Source organism: Roseovarius atlanticus (assembly GCF_001441615.1).
Taxonomy (GTDB): Bacteria; Pseudomonadota; Alphaproteobacteria; order Rhodobacterales; family Rhodobacteraceae; genus Roseovarius; species Roseovarius atlanticus.
Window position 1 is genome coordinate 165,423 of sequence record NZ_LAXJ01000019.1, and the last position, 19,325, is coordinate 184,747.

At 51.1% G+C, this 19,325-nt stretch carries 12 protein-coding genes and 1 pseudogene; 12 read left to right on the forward strand and 1 reads right to left on the reverse strand.

Features of this window, described 5'->3' with window-relative positions; all coding sequences use genetic code 11:
- Positions 1 to 271: 271 nt before the first annotated feature.
- The 10 genes from XM53_RS23100 (at position 272) to XM53_RS22575 (ending at position 8,822) form a co-directional block, all read left to right on the forward strand.
- Complete coding sequence (locus tag XM53_RS23100; protein ID WP_236544532.1) at positions 272 to 1,033, forward strand: hypothetical protein; 762 nt, start codon at positions 272 to 274, stop codon at positions 1,031 to 1,033.
- Positions 1,033 to 2,151, forward strand: coding sequence for a DGQHR domain-containing protein DpdB (gene dbpB / locus XM53_RS16395; RefSeq protein WP_057795260.1), 1,119 nt, complete (start codon positions 1,033 to 1,035; stop codon positions 2,149 to 2,151). Before XM53_RS23100 ends, dbpB (XM53_RS16395) begins: the two co-directional genes overlap by 1 nt.
- Positions 2,148 to 3,449 (forward strand): tRNA-guanine transglycosylase DpdA, encoded by a 1,302-nt coding sequence (gene dpdA, locus XM53_RS16400; protein WP_057795263.1) that lies wholly within the window; start codon positions 2,148 to 2,150, stop codon positions 3,447 to 3,449. Before dbpB (XM53_RS16395) ends, dpdA begins: the two co-directional genes overlap by 4 nt.
- Positions 3,442 to 4,581 carry a DGQHR domain-containing protein DpdB gene (dbpB, locus tag XM53_RS16405; protein WP_057795265.1) on the forward strand — a complete coding sequence of 380 codons (1,140 nt, stop codon included), beginning with the start codon at positions 3,442 to 3,444 and terminating at the stop codon, positions 4,579 to 4,581. The genes dpdA and dbpB (XM53_RS16405) overlap by 8 nt, the downstream gene beginning before the upstream one ends.
- 12 nt (positions 4,582 to 4,593) lie before the next feature.
- Positions 4,594 to 5,316: a 7-cyano-7-deazaguanine synthase QueC gene (gene queC, locus XM53_RS16410; protein ID WP_057795267.1), complete on the forward strand. Its 723-nt coding sequence runs from the start codon at positions 4,594 to 4,596 to the stop codon at positions 5,314 to 5,316.
- The gene (queE, locus tag XM53_RS16415) at positions 5,313 to 5,948 is read left to right on the forward strand and encodes a 7-carboxy-7-deazaguanine synthase (protein WP_057795269.1); all 636 of its coding nucleotides are present in this window, start codon (positions 5,313 to 5,315) and stop codon (positions 5,946 to 5,948) included. The genes queC and queE overlap by 4 nt, the downstream gene beginning before the upstream one ends.
- Positions 5,949 to 5,966: 18 nt before the next feature.
- Entirely contained in the window at positions 5,967 to 6,332 is a 366-nt protein-coding gene (locus XM53_RS22570) for a 6-pyruvoyl trahydropterin synthase family protein (protein ID WP_201455430.1), read from the forward strand.
- Between the two features lie 14 nt (positions 6,333 to 6,346).
- The gene (locus XM53_RS16420; RefSeq protein WP_144435569.1) at positions 6,347 to 6,901 is read left to right on the forward strand and encodes a VUT family protein; all 555 of its coding nucleotides are present in this window, start codon (positions 6,347 to 6,349) and stop codon (positions 6,899 to 6,901) included.
- 107 nt (positions 6,902 to 7,008) lie between these two features.
- Positions 7,009 to 7,959, forward strand: a complete 951-nt coding sequence (locus XM53_RS16425; protein WP_144435570.1) for a hypothetical protein — start codon at positions 7,009 to 7,011, stop codon at positions 7,957 to 7,959.
- A gap of 23 nt (positions 7,960 to 7,982) precedes the next feature.
- A complete protein-coding gene (locus XM53_RS22575; protein WP_160321402.1) occupies positions 7,983 to 8,822 on the forward strand; it encodes an HAD family hydrolase in 840 nt (279 codons plus the stop codon).
- Positions 8,823 to 9,005: 183 nt separating this feature from the next.
- Here XM53_RS22575 and XM53_RS23105 read toward each other — a convergent pair.
- Positions 9,006 to 10,200, reverse strand: a pseudogene (locus XM53_RS23105) (IS3 family transposase).
- A 263-nt stretch (positions 10,201 to 10,463) separates the two neighbouring features.
- On the opposite strand from XM53_RS23105, the gene XM53_RS16440 reads away from it, so the two are divergent.
- Positions 10,464 to 12,785 (forward strand): hypothetical protein, encoded by a 2,322-nt coding sequence (locus tag XM53_RS16440; protein ID WP_236544533.1) that lies wholly within the window; start codon positions 10,464 to 10,466, stop codon positions 12,783 to 12,785.
- Positions 12,782 to 19,150 carry an AAA domain-containing protein gene (locus XM53_RS22585; protein ID WP_082631061.1) on the forward strand — a complete coding sequence of 2,123 codons (6,369 nt, stop codon included), beginning with the start codon at positions 12,782 to 12,784 and terminating at the stop codon, positions 19,148 to 19,150. Before XM53_RS16440 ends, XM53_RS22585 begins: the two co-directional genes overlap by 4 nt.
- Positions 19,151 to 19,325 lie beyond the last annotated feature (175 nt).

The following is a 19,325-nucleotide window of genomic DNA, read 5'->3' on the forward strand; positions in this document are numbered from 1 at the left end:
CAACCTGCAGTTAATTGATTGTCAGGCGCCGTATCGTGTGAGATAACTGCTCTATATGCTATTGTTTCGGTGACTCGCCTTGAAATCAGTTGTGCTAATTCCTTGTACGGATCGCAAGCGGATTCTGCCGTCGGACATGCTCAGTGCACGCAATCTAACTGCTGGGAGACTGCAAGAGGTTGCTAAGCAGTGGAGTGAATGCATCCATTCTGCCAATGATCGCGCTAAACCCAATGATTTATATTGTGGCCGTGCTTACAGAGAAGGCAGATTGGCCGCTGATTTGATTGGCGCTGAGTTGGCGATACTGTCGGCCGGTCATGGCATTGTTCGTGAAAACCAGGAAATCGCGGCGTACGGTTTGACTGTGGCGCCTGGCAAATCCGACTCGATTCAAAGCAAGATCCGAGATGAAGCGTGGTCCAGTGCTAAATGGTGGCGTGCTCTTGGTGATTATGCCGCCGCTTCGATCAGCCTTTCGGAGTATTTTGAGCAAGCCTCTGCGGACTTAGTTCTTATCGCGCTTTCTGAGAACTACGCGACACTGCTCAGCAGTGAATTGGCTAGCCTGGATGAAGAGTCCGCACAAAAGATGAGAGTTTTTGGTGCCGGTTTGGCCAAACATTTGCCTGCTAACATCCAGCACTGCTTAATGCCCTACGACGCGCGCCTCAACGGTCCTCAGAGCCCGATCAATGGGACTATGACTGACTTTCCGACACGCGCTCTGCACCATTTTGCAATGGCCTTGCACGAAGGGCGTTTGTGCGGAAGGTCGTCCGCAGAAGATCGGTGCCAAGTTGAAGAAATGCTAAAAGGCTGGAGCGCTCCCGTCATTCCTGTTCGGAAAAAAATGTCCGATCAAGAAGTGATCAGTTTCGTTCTAAAAAACTGGGGCAAGACCGACGGAAGATCAGGGGCAACGCTACGACTGCTCAGAGATAGCGGTAATGCATGTGAACAAACTCGGTTCAAGGATCTGTTCAAACATGCTGCTGCAAGCCGCGTAAAATCAGAGGTGGGGGCGGCGTGATGGCTGAACCGCTGAGCCTCCGGGCCGTCCGTGCGGAGCAAGGGGAGGGCGTCGATGTGTACAGCTTCTTTATGCGTGGCTCTGACGTGCTTCGCATCGCTGATATTTCGCGCGTGCATCGCGATGAAGTTGACGAACTGAAAGGGTTTCAGCGCAAGGAAATCCAGAATCACGTGACAGGCATCGTTGAATATTTAGACCGGGGCAACGTGATCTTCCCCAACGCGATCATCCTGGCGTTTCAAGGAAACATCGATTTCAAGCAGTCGCGCGGTCCAAGCCCGGATGGCCCAGTCAGTGGCACTTTAACAATTCCAGTGCATTCAAGCGAACGGAAAGCAGCATGGATCGTAGATGGTCAGCAACGCGCCTTTGCTCTCAGCCGAACAATAAATGAAGACATCATGGTACCTGTTGTGGGGTTTGTTGCACCAAGTATCGACGTGCAGCGGGAGCAGTTCATACTCGTCAACAAGGCGAAGCCATTGCCAAAGCGTCTGATCAATGAGTTGCTACCTGAGATATCTGCAGAAATTCCTGCTGATCTGCGTCCAGCAAAAATCCCGAGCGAACTATGTAACCTGCTGAACCAGGATCCCAAGTCGCCGTTCTACAAACTCATTCGTCGCATGTCTGATGAGGATACAAATACAACGGCGGTTGTCGTGGACACAGCGCTCATCAACGCGATGAAGCAGTCCATTAACAACTACGGCGCTTTGGCTCTCTATAAGAACACCACTTCCGATGGGAGTGCCGATGTGGAAGGCATGTACCGGGTCATGTGTGTCTACTGGTCTGCCGTGAAAAAGGTATTCCCAGAAGCATGGGGCCTTAAGCCGCAAGAAAGCCGGTTGATGCATTCGGCTGGAATTCAGGCAATGGGTGTTCTGATGGACCGCATCATGCCGCGCATGCATCAGACAGCGAACGTTGCAGATGAGGTGGAGAAATGCTTGCGCCGGATCTCTCCATACTGCTCTTGGACTGACGGCACGTGGGACAGTCTTGGTTTGCAATGGAATGAGATCCAGAACCTGCCGCGACATATCAAAGCGCTGGCGGAGTACTTGGTGCAGATTGATTTCGCGGAGTCTCAGAGGCAGGTGCAAAAATGAAGTTCATTTTTGCCGACAGCCTCGACTATGTGGACCCAAGATACGATTTCCTGGAAGACCGCTCACCGTCTGATCGAGAACCGTACTGGGACGATTTTTATCCCCACGAGTTGCTCGGGTATGCACCGTATGACGGCATACTGGTCTCCAGAGCGATAGTTGGGGGCAACAAAGTTTCCGGGAAGTATACGGATGCTCAAGCACAGCGTTTTCAGAGGGTAGGTGCACGCGAGTTTCTGCGGTTCCGGGAGGCAGATTACCCCGGGTCATTTGTTTTCGGCGACTGCGGCGCCTTCACCTATCACGAAATGGAGACTCCGCCGTACACATCCGAAGAGATGGTCGACTTTTATGGTGACGGGCAGTTTACGCATGGATGCTCCATCGACCATATTATTTTTGACTATGTCGAGGATCATGAAGCACACGACTTGGAGCCGGGACGGCTAGAAGAAAATCGTCGTCGTTTTGAAATCACCTCTGCAAATGCAGAGGAATTCCTGCAGCAAAGCAAGCGAATTGGTAACAGCTTCACCCCGATGGGGGTGGTGCAAGGCTGGTCGCCGGCTTCGATGGCGGAGGCCGCTCTGCGCCTAAAGAAAATGGGGTACAAATATATCGCCATTGGCGGAATGGTGCCCCTTCGAGCGCCGCAAATCAAAACGGTTCTGACTGCGATCCGCGAAGCTGTGGGGAACGACCTGAACATGCATGTGTTGGGGTTCGCGAAAGCAGAAGAAATCCATCAGTTCAGCGATGTGAACATCACCAGCTTCGATACAACCTCGCCATTGCTGCGCGCTTTTAAGGACTCCACGCGAAACTACTATGCTTTGAAGCCGGAAGGCGGGATTGAATATTTCTCTGCGATCCGGATCCCGCAAGCGATCGAAAATAATAGCCTGAAAAACCTCGCAAAGCAGGGTGTCTATTCGCAGGAAGACCTGATTAATCGCGAGGCCCGCGCGCTCAACGCGCTGCGTGCATTTGATCGTGGTGAAGCTGATGCGCACGAAGCCCTCGAAGACGTGATGGCCTATACAGCGCCGCTCGCAGTCGGCCGCGATGACAGGCACTCCGATAAAGAAAAACGCAAGCTCGACAGCCTTCGGGAAAAGTATAAGCGCACGCTCGAACATCGTCCGTGGCAGTCATGCGATTGCAGCGTTTGTAGAACAGCAGGCGTCGAAACAATTATCTTCCGCGCCAGCAACCGCAACAAGCGACGCGGTATTCACAACATTCAAGCCTATCAAAAGCACATCCGAAAAATAGAGAAAGCAGAAGAGCATGCCTAAAACGCTGACCTTTAAAGCAATCCGGGCGAAGCAGAGTGATCGCCACGAGGTGTTCTCATTCGCGGCCCGCGCGAAAGATGTCTTTGAGATTGCGCGCATTGACCGTGCAGGGCGTAACACCCAGGGCGAGTTGTTTGGGTTTCAGCGGCCTCAGGTCTCGCAGCACATTCATGAGATCCGCGACTACTTAAAGAAAGACGATGCAGTACTGCCGAACTCGGTCGTTCTGGCGTTTGTTGGAGGGGTTAAGACAAAGCACCTCGAGGAGGGGGTTTCTGAGATTGAGGTCGAAGTTGGGGATGAAGCACCGGGGTTGGTTGTTGATGGACAGCAACGCCTGACCGCGCTTCAGGCTTTGGCCGACAAGGATTTTCAGGTCTTCGTATCGGCTATGATTTGCAAAGATGACGAAGATCTGCGGCGCCAGTTTATTCTGATCAACAACACACGCCCGCTCCCTAAGGAGTTGATCTATGAGTTGTTGCCGACAGTGACAGACTTGCCGCATCGGATGGCCTCGAGGTCCTTTGCGGCAAACTTAACAACCCTTCTAAACTACGCACCCGGTGAAGAAGGCGCACCGTCTGCTCTTCAAGGTCAGATCAAGCAACACACCAACCCAGGTGGTTCTATTTCCAGCAATGCAATCCAACGCGTCATTATGAATTCGCGCTCAAATGGTGCTCTGCGGGATTTTGCTCGAGATGAAGATGCTGCGCAGAAATCGCTCAAGATGGTCGGCGATTTCTACGGGGCGGTCATGGATCTCTTCCCAGAAGCGTGGATCGGTATGGGGCCGAGAAACTCACGGCTCAAGCATAGTGTTGGCATTATCGCCTTGGGCTACGCAATGGAGATGGCCTACGCACTTCATGGCGCACGCACGCGTGAGGAGTTCAGAGATAAATTGAAGTGCCTGACCATGGATGGCCTTTGCGCATGGACATCAGGCACTTGGGTTTTCAATCGTGAGGAAAGTCGGAATTGGGATCGGCTGCAAAACACTCCTCCAGATATCCGCTTGCTGAGTGACTATCTCGTTCGGCTTGTGCGGGACCAAGGTGTTCGCAGCGGCAGTGATCTTGACCAACTCCGTGCATCACTCAACGAACAACTAAGCTTGGTCAACTAGGAGGGCAACAAGATGGGCGAGAGCGCGATAGTCTTATTCTCGGGCGGCCAAGACTCTGCAACGTGTCTCGCTTGGGCACTTAGCAATTTCGAGACCGTGGAGACGATCGGGTTCGACTACGGGCAGAACCACTCAATTGAGTTGGAAGTTCGACAGACTTTTCTTGAAAACCTGCGATCTCGGTTCCCGGACATGACGAAGGGCCTCGGAATAGATCATATGATCGATCTTGGCGTGCTGGGTGCGATCAGCGATACGGCCCTCACTGGCGAGCGTGAAATCGAAATGAACGAGGCTGGGCTGCCGAACACATTCGTTCCGGGCCGAAACCTCTTGTTCCTCACCATCGCCGCCGCTGTTGGCTACAGACGCAATGCGAAGCACCTCGTCGGTGGCATGTGTGAAACTGACTATTCAGGTTATCCTGACTGCAGGGATGACACCTTGAAGTCGCTCCAGGTCACACTTGGGCTTGGTATGGACTCTCGGTATGTGGTGCACACCCCGCTTATGTGGATCGACAAAGCCGAGACCTGGGAAATGGCGAGAGATTTGGGTGGTGATGACCTTGTCGACCTCATCGTCAAGTATACCCACACCTGCTACCGCGGAGACCGCAGCACGCTGCACGCTTGGGGATATGGGTGCAACGATTGTCCCGCCTGTGAACTCCGTGCCTCGGGATGGAGTGCCTTTGCTGACGTTGTGCCTTCTAAGAAAAGAGCCGCTCAATGACGTATTCAGTTAAAGAGGTCTTTTATACGCTGCAAGGAGAAGGAGCCAATACTGGCCGGCCTGCTGTCTTCTGTCGTTTTTCCGGATGCAATCTCTGGAGCGGACTGGAGCGCGATCGATCGACAGCGATTTGCCAGTTCTGCGACACCGATTTCGTAGGCACAGATGGCATTGGCGGTGGAAAATTCCGAACGGCCGAGGAACTTGCGGATCATGTCGCGTCAACCTGGCCCGTTTCGCGCGAGGGCAAGAAATTGGTTGTATGCACAGGCGGCGAGCCAGTTCTGCAACTGGATCAAGCCTTAGTCGATACACTGCACACCCGCGGCTTTGAGGTGGCGATTGAAACCAACGGAACGCTGCCTATGCCGGAGGGAATCGACTGGGTATGTGTCAGCCCCAAAGCTGGAACCGAGATCGTTGTCAAAAAAGGAAACGAACTTAAAGCTGTCTATCCGCAACCCGGACTAGACCTCGAGTTCCTGCGCGGTCTGGATTTCAAGCATTTCTTCTTGCAACCCTTGGATGGCGCCGATCAGCAACAGGCCTTGGCGCAAGTCCTCAATTACTGCCTTGAACACCCTGAATGGCGCTTGTCGCTGCAAACTCACAAGATCCTCGAGATCGCATAATCAGATGAGGGATTCATAATGATCGAGCTTTATAAGGAATTCACGTTCGAAGCTGCGCATCAACTTGCTGCAAACGTGGATCCAGATCACCCGTATGCACAATTACACGGGCATTCGTTTTCGGTGGAAGTGTTTGTGAGCGGTGAACCTGACCCAGAGACCGGATGGATCATCGATCTTTCAGATTTCGATAACGCCATCGATCCCGTCAGGCAGCAACTGGATCATAGCTATCTCAATTCCATCGAAGGCTTAGAGCGTCCCACGCTGGAGAACATTACACGGTGGATTTGGCACAAGCTTGATCCGCGCATTTCCGGCCTCGACCGAGTCGTCGTTAAACGAAGCACATGCGGGCACGGATGCGTGTATCGCGCCAATTAAGAGGGGACAGAGCAATGACGAAAAAAACAATGGGGTACGTGTACCTGGCGGGTTTTGCGCTGTGTATTCCGATAGCCAATTGGATGATTGGAAATGTAGGCACGTTCTGCGTGCCGGAGGGTCCCTGCCTCATTCCAGTGGGGCCAGGGCTCACGGCGCCCAGTGGCGTCCTAATGATTGGATTAGCCCTCGTTCTTAGAGATCTTGTGCAAAGAAACCTGGGCGTGAAGTGGGCAGCAGGAGCAGTAATCGGCGGCGCGATTTTGTCGGCATTTGTCGCACCTCCCGCCCTGGTCATCGCCTCTGCTACTGCGTTCTTGCTTTCCGAGATGGCTGATCTTGCGGTGTACACACCTCTTCAGAAGCGGGGCTTGGTGCTGGCCGTGTTTGCGAGCAGTGTGGTTGGTCTTGTGATAGACAGCGCAATCTTCCTCTACCTTGCCTTTGGCAGTCTGGACTACATTGCCGGTCAGATCGTCGGGAAAGCTTGGATGGTTTTGCTGGCGCTGCCCGTCATTCACTTTATTAGGCGGCGAGAAGCCGTTTCTGCAGGCTCAATACCTGCATAATGCGCTTTGGGTGCATTTTGACGGTAGTGAACTGACCTTAGAGGCTTTGCGTGGACATTGGATGCCTAAGAACGTATATAGAACATCTATTCGGGAGAGGTTCCAAAATGGCAAAAAATCCTGACTCTAAAGAGCGGTCAGATCAATTGGGACGCCTTTGGTGGCTGGTGGATGCACCTCTATTTTCTGACGAGAAACTGATTGATAAGTTCCACGATGCGTTAGTGTGGCCGGACTTATGCGACGAAGAGAGCCAAAGCGTTAGAAAGAAAAGCATAGAGAGCAACTTTAGTGCGGACGCCGTCGTCGGCGGGAATGCTGAAGTAGATATTCCTTTGCCAAGTTTTCTGACATGGCTTGGTCCGAAGTTAGACGCTGAAGCAAAGCTATCCACTGCGTACGCGAGAGACAAACTTCTTGAAGAAGCCGACACTATTTTCGGAAAGGTGGTAGAAAATTCGGAGCGCAAACTGATCGAGATTGCGGCTACTTACATGTCTGACTTCACAGATAGGATGCTTTTTGTTGATGCTCCCGGAGGTATATTCACAAATTTCCGGGGCGATGTTTGCGATAACGATATTATCTCAAAAATGCTAGAGACTGCGCCCCGTCCGCTAGTTTTCATCGACGCAAAAAAGGACTCTCAAATTCTTCCGACAATGATAGAAATGGAGGATGGCGGCTTTAGGCCGGCATACAAAAAGTTTGAGAGCGAACTATTCGGCCGCGGCGAGATAGTTTTCCCAAGTGACGACAACAAGGAAAAGACAAAAGAGTACTGGGAAAAACTAAAACAAAAATCAAGCTCCTCGCGATTTGCGATGGAAGTAGTGGAGGATTGCTGTGATGGAGGCAGGATTGGATGGATTGACTTCCGAATGATGTTTTCCAATGAAGGTTCGACCCTTCATCTTCATGCTTCACCGGCAGGTCGATACCATACGGGGACCTTCGCATACAATTTCGTACACCGAGGATTTAAATTTGGGTGTCGTATTATTGGAACCCTAAAAGCTGGGAATTCTGTCAATATTTTAGGTATTTACGATAAATGATCGCTTCGAAGCCGGTGTTGTCCATGTCTGAGCCGCAAGCCAAAAGAAAACAGCAAAATCCTCCGATTGTCTTCTTAGATGCGGACAACACGCTCTGGGATACAGATAGAGTTTTTGCTGATGCTCAACTTGGCCTGTTGAGTGCGGTGGAAGAGGCATGTGATAAAACACTGGAAAGAACGGATCGGTTGGCTTTTGTCCGATCAATCGATCAAGAACTAGCTTCTAGGCATCATCTCGGGTTGAGATACCCTCCTAGGTTATTGATCGCAGCTCTTGCAATGATGCTGGATGGCATGAGCGCCAAAGAGTCCGCTAGGAAGGCATGGGCCGGCAATGTAGGTGGGGTCCCAGCACTAGCCGAAACAGAAAATGCGAATATTCAACAACGTTACTTCGCGGACTTAACATCAACGCCTGCTCTACTTCCGGGAGTAGCGAACGGGCTTTCAGAACTAAAAAAGTGTGGCGCAACGACCATCGTTCTAACGGAAGGAAAAAAAGAAAGAGTTGTCCAGACGGCGAAAGCTTTGGGTATAGTTCGGTTTATCGACAAATACGTCGAAGCTAAAAAAGATCGGCGATTTTTCGATAGAATGCTCCGATTTGCCGGCAGTCCAAGGCTGGCGATAATGATTGGTGATCAACTCACCAAGGATATTCTGCCAGCGGCACGGGCGGGATTGAAAACGATTTACATTCCGGGAAGGTTCGTACCAAGCTGGGAGGAAAAGGAAAGGAAGGTAGAATCCGACTTCCGGCTCACTTCGTTTTCTGATGTGCCCAACGCGGTTAGACGGTTGCTTTCTGAAAACAAATTAGATTGCGATGCTAAAATCCTACCAAAAGCAGCGCAAGTTTGATCATTTAATTTGTGAACAAGATATCTTTGCTTCAAAACCCATCATCGTAGAGTGACACCTTGGTGCTAACAGGCCCCGGTGATTGCATCCCGCACGTCTTTTCTTTTGGAACGTCGACCATCAAGGGCATAAGCCCACACGAAGTGAGCTACTCCCCATCGGTTGGACAGTATCTGGCGTAATTTAAGCTACTCTTTGCACCTGCTGATCGGGTTGGTTGATATCATTTCTCAGCCAATAAACCAGCGCCGATGGCTCGCCGCCGAGGGCTGAGTGAGGACGCTGGTGGTTGTAGAAGGTCATCCATTTCCGGATAGCCGCTTTCGTCTCCGATCCTGTCTCCCAGGCATGCAGGTAGACGCACTCGTATTTCAGGGTGCGCCACAGCCTCTCGATGAAAATGTTGTCGAGGAACAGGCCTTTCCCATCCATCGAGATGCGCACGCCGGATCGGCGGAGCCGGTCCGTCCAGGCGAAGGACGTGAACTGGCTACCCTGATCCGTATTCATGATCTCGGGCGGGCCGAACTTGTGGATGGCTTCGTTCAGCGCCTCGACGCAGAAGTCGGCCTCCAGCGTGTTCGAGATCCGCCAGGATAGAACCTTGCGCGTGTGCCAGTCCATGATCGCTATGAGGTATAGGAACCCGCGGCGCATGGGCAGGTAGGTGATGTCCGAGCACCAGACCTGGTTCGGACGATCCACGCGCAGCCCTTACAGAAGGTAAGGATAGGTCTTGTGTCCTTTCGCCGGCCTGCTCGTGTTGGGCTTCTGGTAAATCGGCATCAGCCCCATGAGGCGCATTAGCCGGCGTATTCGCTTCTCGCTCACGAGATGCCCGTTCTGCAGGCTTGCGCGGCCCCACTGGGGCCACGATCCCTTGAACTGCGCAGATGCCAGGTCATCTGGCGGACACCGAAGAACGGCGTCTCCAGGAACTGCTCGTCGATCTGCCGCGTCAGGCCGAGGTTCTGTTCGGTCTCTCCCTTCGGCTCGTAGTAATAGGACGAGCGCGCGATCGACAGCAGCTTGCACTACTGACCGATGGACAGCCGGGGATGGTCAGGCTCGATCATGCCGCGCCTCACTTCCCGCCCCAAGGCTTCAGCTTTCGTTCCAAAAAAGAGTTGGCCACCGCCAGCTCCCCGATCTTGGCGTGGAGCTTATTCACCTGCTCCTCGTCGATCTCGGGTCTCTTGCGACCTCCACGCTCGAACACGCCGGACGCGCCTTCGAGCAGGGCTCGCTTCCATTGATGGATCACCGTCGGATGCACTCCGAACCGGCTCGCCAGTTCGGACGCCGTCTCTTCACCCTTCAGGGCTTCCAGCGCGACCTTCGCCTTGAACTCGGGCGCGTGCTGCTTGCGTTTCGACATCTCTGATCTCGTCTAAGATCAGTAGACTGCAAATCGTAGCTTACATCACTGTCCGAATTTCAGGGGGTAGCTCACCTGAAAACATCTGAACACCGAAACAACCTCAAGAAGGCATAGATTAGGCAAGCGCCTGAGATTTGTGAAACTCAAAGATCACGGATTCAATCGATGATTGATTTTTGCCAGGTGACTGATACGCTTTGTGTCAGAGCAGAAATCAGGTGCCCCAACGCGGTCACCGCAAAAATCATATCGGGCAGAAAATGTCTTCAGCAGGCGGGATCAGTGCATCCACCATCAAGTCTTGGTTTCAGTATCGCTGTGAGAGAAAGACGCGTTACGAAATCATGAGTGATGGCGAATTGGCGGCCGTCCCAATCACGCCTGATGTGCGTGAACAACTATGGGCAGACCTCGGTATCGATTTTGAAAACAGAGTAGTGGATGCGCTCAGCAAAGCTGTTCAGCAAAGTGTCCTGCGTCCTGGCAAGAGTGACAAGTTCTTGTCTGAAAACCTGACGATTGCATTCCTTAAAGGACTACGCCCCGAAAAATTTGCAACCCAACTGAACCTGAGACCTAAGTCAGTTCCCTTCGAATTATTCGATACCGGACTCGAACTGCGCAGGACATTTCCCGATCTCGTGAGAGTAGATCGGTCCAAAGAAGTGCCAGTTTTTACTGTCATCGACATCAAGGCGACCCGGCACGCTACAGCCTTCCATAAAGCTCAAGTTGCGTACTACGTCAGAATTTTGGAAGCGGCGATCAGCGAATTGGGCATCTCGGCCGAAATGGACAAGGAAGGTGAAGTTTGGAGGATTGCCGATAATGGTTCGGCGGAAGGCGCTGAGTATCAAATCGATCGCTTCAACTTGTCTCCGTACCTGCGAATGGTCGATGATTTTTTGCACAACACGATAAAGAGTATATTCTCAAAAAGAGTGAACGCAGCTGAAGACCAGACGTTCTTCCATATCTATTTTAAATGCGAGCAATGTAAGTTTCTCGAACATTGCCAGAAAAAGATCGCACCGAGCGTAAACCCAGGATTTCGGGACGTATCAGCAATACCCGGTATGAGCCATGAAGCCAAAAGAACGCTTTTGGACCTTGGCGTAGATAACGTAAGAAAACTTTCCACGGCAGACGGCCTTGCAAAGTTCCATGGCGTCGGTTGGTCCTTGCAGCGACGAGCTACTTCGTTTCTGACGCGCGCACGCGCACAGTTGAATTCGGAAGTGAAAAGAACATCGCAAGAGCACACGTATCTCATGCCGCCGCGCGTTGATGTGGCATTTTTCTTGAGCGTGGACCATGACCCAGTAGACGACACGATTGCGGCAATCGGCCTTTCGATAGTGCGAAACGTGAAAGGGAAAGAAGATGACCGTGAAATTGTAATTATTGAAAATGGGACGCGGCGTTCAGAGGTGGATGGCATTGTTTCGGTGCTTGGACGTCTCATCGCCGAGATGACGAAAATTGACAGTCACAACAAGGAAGTGGCTACCGAGGATCGATTGACGGCCCATATCTTCTTCTTTGAAAACGCGGAAGCGACGAATTTGCACAAAGCGGTCGCTAGGCACCTTGAAGACCCCAGAATCCGCACAGGTTTGATAAACATTGTCAGGCTATTCCCGCCAGAAGATGTCGTTCCAGAACCCGAGTTTCGTGGTGCCCACCATCTGCCAGCCACGATTGTGAGAAACGTGCTGGAGCAACTCTATGCACTTCCGGTTTCTGTCGCATACGATCTCAGACAAACCTCTAATGCTTTGCTGGCGTCCGGCTTGGTTGCTCATGCTTACAAGCCGAAAGAAGAGTTTGAACGGCCATTTTCTTCGTTGTTGGCATTGGATGTCGTCCGTGCCCTTCGCGAGGGAAAACTGAAGTCAATATCTAAAGCCGACATCGAGTTGGATGTTGCCAGTCGATTGCAAGCGACTGCGGCTATCGTCGATTGGTTATTTCAAGAAGACGAGAAATGCGCTCATACCGGTCAACCAAGGCTGCTACGATTAAACAAAAAGCCTTTTGCCTTCCATGAAAGCTTTGACCCTTTGAATGCAGAGGACCTCGACATTCTGCAGGCATTAGAATTGCTGCAGAACCGTGCTGGTATGCTCGAAACCTTGATCAACTTGGCCCAGCATAGTGACACGAGAAGAGACAGAGGCCAGTGCATTGCGGGGATGTCGTTGCTGAGTATAGGCGATGTCAGTGGAAAAGGGCGTCCAAGAAAACGACTGACATTTAAGGTGCCAACCGAAAGTCAAGACAGCGATATCCGCCCAGGAGACTTCGATTTAATATTGCATGACGATAATCCGGATGTGCGCCTGGATCCGAGTTGCTGGGAGCAATGCAAAGTTGACTACTGGGAGCCATCCCAAAGCACCCATTCCGGTACTCTCACGGTGTCTATGCCACGCGACATGTTTGAAGACGAACTGTTTCAAGAAATGATGAGGAGAGGTGAGCGTAAGCCTGTTTGGCACATCGATCGACGTTTCTTTGACGTTAATAGCGAACGGGCGGCAAACTTCATACGCAACCTTGCAGAGGCTTCAGGTCTATGAACGTCCGGCAAGATATTCTGTCCTTTCTTCGCGATACGACTTTCTTTTCGGGTTCTGTCGATGATCCGGAAGTGTGGCTGGCAGCGCTACATGAGTTCACAAAGCCGTCTTTGTACGCTGCAGGAGATTATCCATTAAGGAAGGCGCAGGAAGCTGCTTGGGAGGGGTTGGCGAACGAAAGGGTTGGGCTCGTACTTGGACCGCCGGGAACTGGAAAAACTCACCTACTTGCCTGGCTGATTGTTGGCTACATTCAAGCCTGTGCTGCAAATAACAAAGCCTGCCGAGTTCTGATTACAGCTTTCACTCGCAACGCTGTCGAAAACTTACTTTCTGCCGTTCATGACCGTATTCAGAAGTACGGGCTTCCCGACACTACATCACTTTATCTCGGCAACCCGACTGGCGGCGACCTGCCTGAGAGAATTGAAAATGTTCGTAGGACAGCAAAGGCTGACTGTAAGAAAATTGCGCAGTTTCTCGACAGTCCAAAAATCGTTGTCGGCTCAACGGTATGGTCAATTTATAAGCTTTTGGAGAGCGGTGAACTCGCTGGTCATGACGGCATGACTGCGCCCGTCTTCAACTTGACCTGCGTTGATGAAGCCTCGCAGATGCCGTTGGGGAATGGCCTGATCCCGCTGGGCGCCATGGCTCCGAATTGCAGATTGGTTGTGGCCGGTGATGATAAGCAACTTCCGCCTATTCGTGCTTCGCGTGATATTGAGTACGAAGGGCGAGACATCGGGAGTTCGCTCTACGCGTTCTTAAAGTCAGTGAATGTCAAAGAGTTTCCGCTCGATGAAACCTTTAGATTAAACGCGCCGCTTACCATTTTTCCGAAGAAAAAATTCTACGAAGACAAATACAACTCCGTTGTCGAAGACGAGGATGCGCGATTGCCCCTCGCACCAGACTGGCGTGATGGATTGGAGCCTTGGGAAGAGGCGGTACTTGATCCTGATTACCCCATTTGTGTTTTGGTACACGATGGACCATCGGCCGCCGCAAAGAGCCCGTTTGAAGCGAAGATCGCCGCCGACTTGTCGCTGAAACTCAGACAGCGCTTAAGTGCTAACGGAGGGGGCGATGACTTTTGGGCTGAAGATCTAGCAATTGTCAGCCCACACCGCGCTCATAATTCAGAGATAAGAAAGCAGTTGCACTCGGAGATCTCTGAAGGAGCGTTCGTCGAAACAATTCACAGGATCCAGGGTAAAGAAAGACGCGCGATAATATTGTCCTACTGCGTCTGTGACGCAGAGTTTGCGCTCGCAGAAGCTGAATTCATTTTTTCTCCAGAACTGCTCAATGTTGCCTCCACGCGCGCCCGGCAAAAACTGATCGTTATTATCTCTAAACAGCTTCTGGATGCCATTCCAAATGACCAGGATCTCGTCGACAAAGCGCAGCTTTTGAGAGAGTTCATATACTCAAACAAAAGAACTGGCGAATTCGGACTTTTAGACAACAAAGGATCGAAAGTATCTGTCGAACTGCGCCGCACAGGATTTACCGATGAAGAACTCTTTCTCGATCTGTCTTCCCGCGAGACCGTTGAAGAACAGTTTCAGCTGGATGCGGCACTTGAAGGCTTGCTGAAGGCTATCAACGACATTGCATTGAACTCCCCACATGGCAATGCCTCGCTTGGGGCAATCAAGAAGCGGATGGCACGTGATGATGACGTACTCGACGATCTTGGTCGGCTTCATAATGCAGGCTGGATTTCTCTGACGAAGAAACCTCAATACGATAACTTCTGGTTAGCCAGGCCATTGGCAGAGCAGCGACGGCAGTATGATGTTTCGCTAGAGACTACGCGGCTTCGAATTCGTGAGTTGGTTTTGGAGAAGAAGTCCGGAAACTTCTGGCCATTCTACGAAGCTGTGAGAGATCGATTCGCTTGGGTCGGAAGTGGCGGGACAGACTTCTTCAGGGCTCCTTTAGAGGCTTTGCAAGATGAAGGGTTGATCTCCATTGAGCGAAAACCGAAGGGTGACACGATCCGTGTCGATGACGTTGTCGAACAAAGAGAAATCCCTGACGACGAACCAGATCTGCCTGAACTAACAGACGCTGATTTTGAAGTTCTGAATGAACTCGAAGAACTTGAAGCAAAGAAAGTAAATTTTGGTCTGTTTGAAGGTTGGACGTCGGTTCCTTCGCTTTCAAAAGCTTTGAAGAGGTCTCGCGACCAAGTGCTCGTGTCTTGTGGGCGCTTGCAGGCACACGGATACTTGATGATCGCCGAAGAGCAGCGATTAAGAAGCAGAATGGCTGAGACGGCACGAGAACTCCGCTACGTCAAACAACGGTTTTCTCCTGGCGATGTGGCAAAGCGACCGTTTCTAGTTCGAAGTCTTAAGATTGAATTGAGATCAAGACAAAAGCCAGTTCGGGATGTCGACCTTGTAGCTGTATTGGACAGCATCAGGAAAAAGACATGGTGCAATAGTGATCTGATTAAATCACTTACATTTTTTGAAACAACGCTGAAGGAAATTTGGGGCAAGACACCCGCAATCGCAGGCTTCCAAGCGCGCTCTCTCCAAGCAATTCTCAAAGGATGGTTTGCAGGTGATACCGATAGTTTTGTAGTTTCTGCCGACACTGGATCAGGAAAAACAGAAGCAGCTCTATTCCCTCTGATTGTTGCTACCTTGGCTGAAAAACTGCAGGGCCAATCAGGTTGTTTTGTTGTCATTGCGTATCCCCGTATTCGCTTGGCCACGAACCAAGCGCAACGTATTGCTGGCTATCTCGCGGCGGTGGCAAGAGTTACTGGCCTACCAGCCATGTCTCTTGGGGTGCAGTCGGGTGAAGTGCCTAAAAACCTTGGAAAATTGTATGATAATAACCGGGCAATTGGGTGGGAACAATTGTCTGACAATGAAGTCCGTTTTCCACTTTTTACTTGTCCAGAAAATGAATGTTGCGGGGAACTGAACCTCCAGATCGACGCAGGAGATAACGGTGCAGATCGGCTTTACTGTTGCAAATGCAATTGGTCCTTTTCCGGTTGGATAGGGTCCAAAGAAAAGTTGGCCACCACCCCTCCGAACTTCTTTTTGCCAACAACTGAATCTCTGCATCAATGGATGCACGATCCGTCGTATGGCGCGATTTTCGGCGATGACGTTCATTTTGCCGCGCCGCGGGCAGTCTTGGCCGATGAAATCCACCTTTATTCTCACATACATGGTGCACAAGTCGGGCTGACTTTGAGGAGGCTGTTGGCGAGATGTGATCGCAGCAACGATCAATTGACTTTGGCAATAGGGATGAGCGCAACACTCGGTGATCCCGCGGGGAGTTGGTCACGTCTCGTTGGCAGAGATGAAATTGAGGAGATTTCTCCAGAAGAAGACGAAACCAATCCAACCCCAAGAGGGCGCGAATATTTTTTCTTTGTTCAGCCTGAAGTCGAATCGAGAGGGCAGGATATCGCCGGTGCTTCCACCACCATTCAAAGCCTCATGTGCTTGTCACATAACATGCGACGTCGAACAGGAGAGCATGGCGGTTTCAGGAGCCTCGTGTTTCTTGACTCAATCGATAAATTGCGGCGCCTCCACGCTGCTTTTGAGGATGCAGAAGAAGGTCGCGTTCTGTCACGTCTTCGAACGTCAAATTTCGGCGATGATCCCGCCAATGGTGATCCCATATCTCGATGTTGTGGAGAACCGCTAGGCTGCGATCATTTTAAGCAAGGAGAGTGCTGGTGGTTCGCAGCCAATGATGCGCGGCAGGAGTCGGTGTCTGGACGTTTAAAGCCCGGAAGCCCGCTTCGAGTATGCCAGTCGCCAGTTTCCTCTGGTGCTACAGAAAAGATTAAAGACTTAGTCGAAAACAGCGACACCGTGTTTTCAACCTCCTCACTTGAAGTAGGATTTGATGACCCGGACATAACCCTAGTTTATCAACACTATTCGCCCCAGAACCTTGCGAGTTTCATTCAACGCAAAGGACGGGGTGGACGAGGTGTCGATGACCGTCCGATCACGGGGGTGACACTCTCGGTTTACTCTCCAAGGGACTCCTGGTGGTTTCGTCAACCACACAAAATGATCAACCCGGATGGTTTTGACGTTCCTCTTAACGACACCAATTTTTTTGTCGTTCGAGGACAAGTCCTTGCTGCACTGTTGGATGGATTAGCTAGATGTCAGTATCAGAGTGGCGCTACCCCCTGGGTAGGTGCTGGTAAACCAAGCGCCAAGGCTCTGGCATCGGCAGAGGCCTTCGTAGAAAGAATCTTTGGTACCGATATCTGGGAAAAGCTCGATGCGGATACAGCGTCGGTTGTCTGGGAACGAGCTCTAACTGACCGTGATGACCAAATACGCATTGGCAACGAATTCGCAAGTCTGAGAAGTAGCTTAAACTGGATCCCGAGTTTCTTGTTCGATACGATAAACTTACCCTCGCTAAAAATTAAGCTCCCCGTCCAGAGTTCCGCAGATGAGGCGAAAACTGAAGACATCGTTTTTGGTATGATGTCAGTCGCGCCTGGGAATGTATCTCGACGGTTTCATCCTTTCGACGCCCACTGGATTCAACCCGTGGACGGGCTTTCGCCTTGGTTCCAAAGCTATGACAGCGCTCATGTAAAAATGCAGTCGTTTAAGAAAGGCTCCGCAGAACTATTAAGCCAACTTCCAGTAGAGGCTCGTCTCACTCTTGGAGAAGAGATAGAACCAAAGATCTGCCGTCCACTCGTAATAGAAGTCGAAAAGGCCGGATCTTTTTTTGGGGCCGAATGGACACCAAATTTCAGGCTCGGCAGCGTAGATGACAAGCCAGTTGTTACATCTCCTGTCTCCCCGCAGCAGACGCAGGATGGGATAAAACACGAGACGCAAGCTCAGTTGCGCGGTTTTCCGATCGTCCGCTCTGATGAAAAGAAAGGGATGCCGCTCGAGTTCAGCCAACAGGTCAAGTGGCTAAAGCGAGTGGATGGTTTTCGTGGCGAAGGACTATCTTCAGATAACCCGGGATTAATTCTGATTAGAAGTTTTTGGGGAAGCGATTGCGAGGTTCGCGTGAAAGATACGCAAGCTGAAGCTGTGCCGTTCCGCCAAATATTTTCGGATCCAACTTCCAACAAGCCACTCCTTCATGGCTTCTATGTCCAAACGGAGGGTGTTCAGTTCCATATCAACTCAGACTTACTATCAGAGTTCGTTGCAAGCGAAGTGAAAAGACTGGGGGATAATGGCAAAGAAAAGAGGTGGTTACTACGTCAAGCCATGTGCCATCTGGTTGAACGTGGGGCGCAGGCGATTGGGTTAAACTCTTATGAAGCCCAACGTGGGGCAGAGATTTTTGCCGCGACGCAAACGCGCCCCGAACTCAGCGCAGACTTAAAACGCATCTTAAGGTTCTGGGATGGGACTGAACTGGCTAACCTTTTTGAGAACGCACGGGAGAGTGTGCTTTCACAACATCCACTTTTGAGCAGGGGCCGCGTTGCCAAAGTAGCGTCTTCACTTGGTGACATTAAGTTCAAAGAGCTTTTTGATAAGATTTTGGATCAGTTGCGCGATGAATCATTTCTTGAAAGCTACGTGAGAAGTCTCGTCCTGCATGGATTGTCCCTGAAACTCAAGGATTCCTTCATCCGCCACGGATACGGAAACGACCAGCGCGTTCTGTCTCATGCAAAGTTGCCACTTCAGTTTGAAACTGACGCAAATGACGTCATCTCAGTGGTGGAAGTAGGATCGTTGGGCGACGGAACTGCGCGAACTTTCATTAATAATATTGAAATCGCTGCGGAAGAGTGGGTAGGCGAAGAGTTTTCTGGCTGCCCAAATGCGGATGAAGATGCCATTTTGCATAGATTTTTTGACGATGCTTCCAATCACGAAAGGTGGCGGGATACGGACCCTTCAGATGAACAGGCACTAAAGCAAGTTGCTGATGATCTGGGTATTCAGTCGAGACGACCGCCGGCGGCGCTTTTGAGGATATTGTTCGACTCCGAAGAAATCGGGAGTGAGCGCATAGAACTCTACGACCTTGCATGCGAGGTAAACAAAATCGTTTCAGAATTGGAGAAGCAACGAGAGCGCTCACTGACGGTGTTCGAGTTAGTGAGTTCTGCTGTCGAGTACGCGCGTAACAAGCCGGACTCGTTTGTGGGACGAGCGTTGATTGCTTATTCCGAAGCCGAACAAGATTTGGTTGAAGAGTCTTTAAGTCCTGAAAGCCGTCTTGCGGATCAAATCATGAGAATAAGTGGTCGCTTGTGCTTGGATGGATGTCCTGCATGCCTGCATCAGAAAGGAGATCTTATGTCTGACTCTTTGGTGAGCACCTCGATAAGTCGCAAGGTCCTTGAGCGTTTTCTGGCATTCTAGACTTTGAGGCAAACAAATTGACGGAATCTGAGTGATACTAGGAAGCAAGTCCTTACATGCCATATTATCCCCTCATTAAAGGTTATTGGTCTCGACCGGAACAACACACCAATTCTGCTGGAATTTTCATTGCTTGATGCTGAACCAAAGGATTCTTGGAGAGACGCTTCTGTCG

Coding starts and splice junctions, on each gene's coding strand:
- dbpB (WP_057795260.1), top strand. CDS start 1,033: ATGGCTGAACCGCTGAGCCTCCGGGCCGTCCGTGCGGAGCAAGGGGAG.
- dpdA (WP_057795263.1), top strand. CDS start 2,148: ATGAAGTTCATTTTTGCCGACAGCCTCGACTATGTGGACCCAAGATAC.
- dbpB (WP_057795265.1), top strand. CDS start 3,442: ATGCCTAAAACGCTGACCTTTAAAGCAATCCGGGCGAAGCAGAGTGAT.
- queC (WP_057795267.1), top strand. CDS start 4,594: ATGGGCGAGAGCGCGATAGTCTTATTCTCGGGCGGCCAAGACTCTGCA.
- queE (WP_057795269.1), top strand. CDS start 5,313: ATGACGTATTCAGTTAAAGAGGTCTTTTATACGCTGCAAGGAGAAGGA.
- XM53_RS22570 (WP_201455430.1), top strand. CDS start 5,967: ATGATCGAGCTTTATAAGGAATTCACGTTCGAAGCTGCGCATCAACTT.
- XM53_RS16420 (WP_144435569.1), top strand. CDS start 6,347: ATGACGAAAAAAACAATGGGGTACGTGTACCTGGCGGGTTTTGCGCTG.
- XM53_RS16425 (WP_144435570.1), top strand. CDS start 7,009: ATGGCAAAAAATCCTGACTCTAAAGAGCGGTCAGATCAATTGGGACGC.
- XM53_RS22575 (WP_160321402.1), top strand. CDS start 7,983: ATGTCTGAGCCGCAAGCCAAAAGAAAACAGCAAAATCCTCCGATTGTC.
- XM53_RS16440 (WP_236544533.1), top strand. CDS start 10,464: ATGTCTTCAGCAGGCGGGATCAGTGCATCCACCATCAAGTCTTGGTTT.
- XM53_RS22585 (WP_082631061.1), top strand. CDS start 12,782: ATGAACGTCCGGCAAGATATTCTGTCCTTTCTTCGCGATACGACTTTC.